Source organism: Micromonospora sp. KC213 (assembly GCF_004348325.1).
Classification (GTDB): Bacteria; Actinomycetota; Actinomycetes; order Mycobacteriales; family Micromonosporaceae; genus Micromonospora.
In genome coordinates this window covers 1-6,287 of record NZ_SMKF01000252.1, presented here as the reverse complement: position 1 = coordinate 6,287, position 6,287 = coordinate 1, and the positions used below count along the sequence as shown (strand labels likewise).

The window sequence follows — 6,287 nt, the reverse complement described above, 5'->3', positions numbered from 1 at the left end:
CCTCTGGGGGGCGGCGGGTTGCCTGGCCCACCGCCGGGGCCGGTGCCAGGGCTCTCCGGCGTGCCGCCACCACCGCTGCTGATCTCGATGGTGACCACGCCGCCCTTGATGGTGCGGCCGCTGGGGCTGGTGCCGGCCACCTGGCCGGCGGGGCACTCCGAGGGGACACGGGTGTCGGAGACGACCACCTCGAAGCCGGCGCCCCTGATCCGGGACCGTGCGGTGTCCACCGACTCGCACTTCACGCCGGGGATGGACCGCTGGTCACCGTTAATGATCTTGCTGCCGGGCGGGGTGAAGTTGATCCGTTCCTTCCCCTTCATCGCGTCCCGTAGCGTTTCCTGAACCGCCGGGTTGATGCCGGTCAGCTCCTTGTGTCCCATCCGCTGGTTGGTCTGCGGCCAGTCCGGGTCGGCCATGATGCCGGCCACCGCGTACTGCTTGGTCATCGCGACCAGCGAGGAGGTCTTCTCGCTGTCGGTGGTGCCGGACTTGCCGGCGACCGGAGCGTCGACGACGTTCTTGACCTCACGCGCGGTGGCGCCGTTGCAGCGGGAGGTGGAGGACCGGTCACCGACCGGGCAGCGGGCGGCGTCCACCGCGGCGCGGGCCACTTCGGTGCTGACCCGCTGCTCGCACTTCGGGTTGGCGATGTCGAGCTTCTCGCCGTCCGGGTCCTTGATCTGCTGCACCGGGATCGGCTCGCAGTACTTGCCGTCGGCGGCGAGGGTGGCGTAGGCGTTGGCCAACTCCAGCGGCGTGGTCTGCGACACGCCGAGGGTGAACGCGCCCCACTGGTTGGCGCCCCGCTCCAGCGTCAGGTCCTCCTGGGAGCGGAAGGTGATGCCGAGCTTCTTGGCGGCCTTGACCACGTTCTCGGCGCCGACCTGCTGTTGGAGGGAGACGAAGAAGGTGTTCACCGACTGCCCGAAGCCGCTCCACATGTTGTGCACGCCGGCCATGCTCTTGCTGGCGTTGCTCGGGCAGTAGAAGTTGGTGCCGGGGCAGGCCGCCGGGCCGGGCGCGATGATGTACTTCGACCGGAAGGTATCCGGCGAGTTGATCGTGTAGCTGAGCGGGACGCCCTTCTCCAGCGCCGCCACCACCGTGAAGATCTTGAAGGTCGAGCCGGCCTGGTAGCCGGTGATCCCCTGGCCGCCGGTGAGCAGCGGGTTCACCGTGTTCGGGTAGTTGCCCCGGATCTTCTTCTTGGCCTTCTTCGGGTCGCTCGACAACTTGTTCTGCGGTTTCTTCGGGTCGTCGAGCTTGAAGTTCCGGTTCACCGCGAGCGCCCGCACCCGGCCGGTGCCCGGCTCCACCACGGCCACCATGCGGGCAGCCTTGCTGTTCTCACTCAGGTGGTTGCGCACGGCCTTGTCGGCGCCGTCCTGCGCCTGCACGTCGAGGGTGGTGGTGATGGTGTAGCCGCCGCTCTTCAGCCGCCGCTCCCGGTCGTACGTGGTCGAGCCGAACGTCTCCTGCTGCATCCACCAGCGGTAGAAGTAGTCACAGAAGAAGCCCCAGCCCTTCTTGTTGGTGGCCACGCAGCCGTTCGGGGTGCGCTTGTCCTTCACCACCATCGGCAGCGCCTTGGCGGCGTCCGCCTCCTGCTGGGTGATCGCGCCGGTCTTGACCATGTTGTCGATGACGTAGTTGCGCCGTTCCAGCGCGCGCGGCTTGCCGCTGGCGGTGGTCGGGTCGTTCTGGGTCGGGGCCTTGACCATGCCGGCCAGCATCGCCGCCTCCTCCAGCTTGAGCTTGCTGGGCGGCTTGCCGAAGTAGACCTGGCTGGCGGCGAAGATGCCGTACGCGCCGTTTCCGAAGGCGGCGAGGTTGAGGTACCGGGTCAGGATCTCGTCCTTGGGGAACTCCTTGTCGACCTGCATGGCCAGCGACATCTCGCGCAACTTGCGGGTACCGGTGTCCTCGGTCGCGGCGACCACGTCCGCCGGGTGGCTCGCCGAGTACGCGATGGCCAGCCGGACGTACTGCATGGTCAGCGTCGAGGCGCCCTGCTGGGAGTTGGCGCCGGACTGGTTGTTGACGAAGGCGCGGGCGATGCCGGTGAGGTCGACGCCGTTGTGCTTGTAGAAGTCGTGGTCCTCGGCGGCGATGGTCGCCTGGCGCATGACCGGGGCGATGTCCTCGAACTTGACTTCCCGGCGGTTCTCGTCGTACATGCTCGCCAGCGGGGTCTTGCCGTCGGCGGCGAGCAGGTAGCTGATCTGCGGCGGGCGGGCGGCGTTGAACTCCTTCGGCAGCGCGCCGAAGGTCTCCGCGCCGGCCTTCGCGGCCAGTCCGGACATCGCCACCGCAGGGAAGGCCGCCGCCGCGACCACCACACCGGCCAAGAGGCCACAGACGAGTAGCGATGCGGCGTTGGTAAAGACATTGTGGTCACGTTTCCGCATCCAGGTCACCTCGACAGGGTACGCGAGTAGGGAACGAGGGCCGCCGGGGCGTTCTTTCCCCATTTCCTGCGCGCGCGACCCTCGTTGTGCTAAACGCACGACCCCCGGTTCGTGGTTGCGAGTGACCCGGCGTGAGTCTCCACCCGATCGGTGGAGTGGCGCAGCGTTTTCACGTACTTCGGCGGGGTAAGCGGCGAGCGAAGGCCCGGGAAGCCGGGAGTGTCCGGAATGATGGATTTTGCCGACAACGTTGCGTAATCAGGCGACTACAGAGCATGATGGTGGCGGCGACCTGGCCACACGTCGTCCGTGCCTCCTTGGGGAAGGAACGGGCCGGACGACCGGGGGGAGAACGACGGCTGGTCGCACGAGTCGGTAGGTACTGCAAGGGGGGACGTGTACACATGGGCATGATCGCTGACTGGCCGTCACTGGCGGCGTGTCAGAACGGGGACCCGGACGCGTTGTTCGTACAGGGCGCCGAACAGAACGTGGCGAAAAGGATCTGCCGGAGCTGCCCAGTTCGGTACGAGTGCCTGGCCGACGCGCTCGACAACCGGATCGAGTTCGGGGTGTGGGGTGGCATGACCGAACGCGAACGCCGGGCGTTGCTCCGCCGTCACCCCCAGGTGACGAGCTGGCGCAAGATGTTCGAGGCCGCGATGAAGAAGAACGCCAAGGACAAGTCCGGCAAAGACAAGATTCTGGTGACCGCCGCGAACTGACCGCCGTGCCTCACGGCCGGCTGATCGCCGCGCCGATCGTCCGTAGCCCGTCGACGTCGTGCACGTCGGCGGGCTGCGCGGTAACCGACACCGCCGGCACCAACGGGAACGCCTCGGTGAACCGGGCCGCCACCTGTCGCTCGCGTACCGCCTGCCGGGCCAGTGCCGCGTGCGCGCGCAGCACGTCGACGGTCACCTCGTGGCCACCCAACTCCACCAGCCGCTCCGCCGCCGCCAGACTCGCCGCCGCGTCCAACTCCACCACCGGCCGGTGCACCCGGTTGAGGACCAGGCCGGCCAGCGGCATCCGCTCCTCACGCAGCCGCCCCGCGAAGTAGGCCGCCTCCCGGACCGCGTCCGACTCGGGCGCCGCGACCAGCAGGAACGCCGTCTCCCGGGCCTGCAGGATGCGGTACGTCTGCTCGGCCCGCTGCCGGAACCCGCCGAACATCGAGTCCAGCGCGGCCACGAAGCCGGACAGGTCGGTGAGCAGCTGGGCACCGAGCACCTTCTGCACCACCTTGGAGAACATCCCGAAGCCGGCGGTGACGAAGGTGAACATGCTCCGCCCGCCGGTGCGGGCCGGCGCGAGCAGCAGCCGCAGCATTCGGCCGTCGAGGAAACGGGAGAGCCGGGCCGGGGCGTCCAGGAAATCCAGCGCGGAGCGGGACGGCGGGGTGTCCACCACGATCAGGTCCCACTCGCCACGGGCGTGCAACTGACCCAGCTTCTCCATCGCCATGTATTCCTGCGTGCCGGCGAAGGTGGAACTCATCGCCTGGTAGAAGGGGTTGGCGAAGATCTCCGCCGCCTTCGCCGGATCGGTGTGCTGAAGCACCACGTCGTCGAACGTGCGCTTCATGTCCAGCATCATCGCGTGCAGTTCGCCGCCGCTGGCCTCGACGTCGATCCCCTTGACCTGGCGGGGGGTGTTGTCCAGCTCGGTCAGGCCGAGCGACTGGGCCAGCCGGCGTGCCGGGTCGATGGTGAGCACCACCGTGCGCCGGCCGTGCTGTTCGGCCGCCCGCAGCGCGAGCGCCGCCGCCGTCGTGGTCTTACCCACGCCACCGGCACCGCAGCACACGACGATCCGTACACCGGGGTCGGCGAGGATCTGGTCGACGTCCAGCCGTGGCGCCGCGTCTTCGGAAGGCACCAATCGAGCGTATCGGGCCGCTGCCGGCCGTGCGCCGGAGCCGACGGCAGGTGTGAGTCAATCGGTCCGGCCGAGCACCTCGGCGAGCGTCACCAACCCGGCCCGGTCCACCCCGTCGGGCAGCAACGGCAGCTCGACCATGGGCAGCCCCAGCTCCACCAGATCGGCCCGGAGCGAATCCTCCAGCTCGCGGCGGACCTGCTGGTCCCGCGCCTCGTCGGCCAGTCCGGTCACCGTCGCCCGGTCGACGGGCAACCCGGCGGCGAGCAGCCCGCGCCGCAGCTCCGCCGCGGTGACCTCCCGACCCACCGGCAGCGGCGGCCGGGTGCTGTTGACGATCACCCGCCCCACCGGGAAACCGAGCTGGGTCAGCTCGCCGATCGCGTCGACGGTCTCCTGGACCGGCATCTCCTCCAGCAGCGTCACCACGTGCACCGCGGTCATCGGGGAGCGCAGCAGCGCGGCGACCCCCTCGCTCTGGGTCTTGATCGGGCCGACCTTCGCCAGCCGGGCGGTCTCCGCCGTGACGTTGAGGAAGCGGCCGATCCGCCCGGTGGGCGGGGCGTCCAGCACCACCGCGTCGTACGTGCGGCGCTGGCCGCTGGTGCGCGTGGTCGCCTCCTTCACCTTGCCGGTGAGCAGCACGTCCCGCAGGCCGGGGGCGATGGTGGTGGCGAAGTCGATCGCGCCGAGCTTGCGCAGCGCCCGCCCGGCCGCCCCGAGCCGGTAGAACATGTCGAGGTACTCGAGCAGCGCCTCCTCGGCGTCCACCGCCAGGGCGCGCACCTCGCCACCGCCGGGCGCGTCGGTCAGGTGCCGCTCCTCGTACGGCAGGGGGTCGGTCCCGAAAAGTTGGGCGATGCCCTGCCGCCCCTCCACCTCGACCAGCAGGGTGCGCCGGCAGTCGGCGGCCAGGGCCAGCGCCAGGGCCGCCGCCACGCTCGTCTTGCCGGTGCCGCCCTTGCCGGTCACCACGTGCAGACGCGACGGCCATCCGGCACCGGCCGGCTGCGCCGGGGACTCAGCTGCTCGCACCGGTCGAGCCTATCCACCCGGCGGCGTCAGGCCACCTCGCAGACCCACCAGCCCCTCTCCCGTACGACGGTGAAGCGCAGCGCCTGTTCGGCGATCTTCTCGTCGGCGGTGGTCATGACGACCCGCGCGCTGACCGTGGCCCGGTCCCCGATCTGGTTGTCCACCCGCGGGGTGGCCCACCGGAAGCGCGGGTTGGGGTTCCCCGCGGCGTACTTGTCGACCTCGGCGACCTTGGCAGCGATCTTCTGCTGGTCCCGCGAGGCCGCGCAGACGAAACCGGCCGCCTTCTGCGCGTCCCGTTCCTGGTAGACGGCGCTGAGGAAGTTGTCCACCGCCACCGACGGTTCCGCCGCGCCGGAACCGTCCTCGCGGTCGCGCAGGGTCAGGTAGGCCGCCGTGCCGCCGGCACAGAGCAGGAGCGCCGCGGCGATCGTGAGTGAGACGGCGAGACGACTCCGCCTCGGTTTCCCCGCCGCCGGACGGTGGGCCGGGTAGGAAGCCGTCGCACCAGGCAAGGCCGGGCCGGAGGACGGGGAGTCGAACGGTCCGGTCACACCGCCGGTCGGTGGTCGGTTCATGTGCCCCCCCGGGGAAGGGCGCCCTCGCCTCCCCGGGCGCGGACGCGGGTTCGGGTACGCCGGGCGAACCCTCTTCGCCCGTTCGTGGCAGAAGGGTAGCGGTCGACGGGGTCGGCTGTTACGTGTCACGCACGATGTGCCGATTCGGCGCGATCGTCTTCCGGACCAGCCTTGTGTCACATATGTGACTTGGCGTGGCCAGGCGTGCGCGTCCCGTTGTGGCGCATGGGCGGCGGTCCTACTTTCGTCCCGGTACGGGGGACGGGGCGGACAGGGGGTCCGGCCCGGATGGTCATCAGATCACGTACGAGCCCGGAGGCAGTGCATGCGCGACGCGGACAACATCGCTCGAGCCCAGTTCCCGCCGGGGGGCCGGGCGGGG

General features: G+C 70.0%; 5 protein-coding genes. 1 reads left to right on the top strand and 4 read right to left on the bottom strand.

The genetic code is table 11. The annotated features are described in order from the left end of the window. Positions 1-2,411, bottom strand: a 2,411-nt coding sequence (locus E1166_RS28805; RefSeq protein ID WP_243710573.1) for a transglycosylase domain-containing protein, incomplete at its 3' end; no start/stop codon positions are given. Positions 2,412-2,815: 404 nt separating this feature from the next. On the opposite strand from E1166_RS28805, the gene E1166_RS28800 reads away from it, so the two are divergent. After that, on the top strand, positions 2,816-3,136 hold the full coding sequence (locus E1166_RS28800) for a WhiB family transcriptional regulator (RefSeq protein WP_132269931.1): 321 nt from the start codon (positions 2,816-2,818) through the stop codon (positions 3,134-3,136). Between the two features lie 10 nt (positions 3,137-3,146). Here the strand turns inward: E1166_RS28800 and E1166_RS28795 are convergent, their stop codons facing one another. From E1166_RS28795 to E1166_RS28785, 3 genes are read right to left on the bottom strand one after another with little or no spacing between them, the layout of a single operon-like run. Further along, positions 3,147-4,295 (bottom strand): ArsA-related P-loop ATPase, encoded by a 1,149-nt coding sequence (locus E1166_RS28795; RefSeq protein ID WP_207914614.1) that lies wholly within the window; start codon positions 4,293-4,295, stop codon positions 3,147-3,149. A 54-nt stretch (positions 4,296-4,349) separates the two neighbouring features. Beyond that, the gene (locus E1166_RS28790) at positions 4,350-5,327 is read right to left on the bottom strand and encodes an ArsA-related P-loop ATPase (RefSeq protein ID WP_132343012.1); all 978 of its coding nucleotides are present in this window, start codon (positions 5,325-5,327) and stop codon (positions 4,350-4,352) included. 26 nt (positions 5,328-5,353) lie between these two features. Beyond that, positions 5,354-5,905, bottom strand: a complete 552-nt coding sequence (locus E1166_RS28785; RefSeq protein WP_132343011.1) for a hypothetical protein — start codon at positions 5,903-5,905, stop codon at positions 5,354-5,356. Positions 5,906-6,287 lie beyond the last annotated feature (382 nt).

Bases quoted from the DNA above. Each gene is read 5' to 3' on its own strand.
- E1166_RS28800 (WP_132269931.1), top strand. From the start codon at position 2,816: ATGGGCATGATCGCTGACTGGCCGTCACTGGCGGCGTGTCAGAACGGG.
- E1166_RS28785 (WP_132343011.1), bottom strand. From the start codon at position 5,905: ATGAACCGACCACCGACCGGCGGTGTGACCGGACCGTTCGACTCCCCG.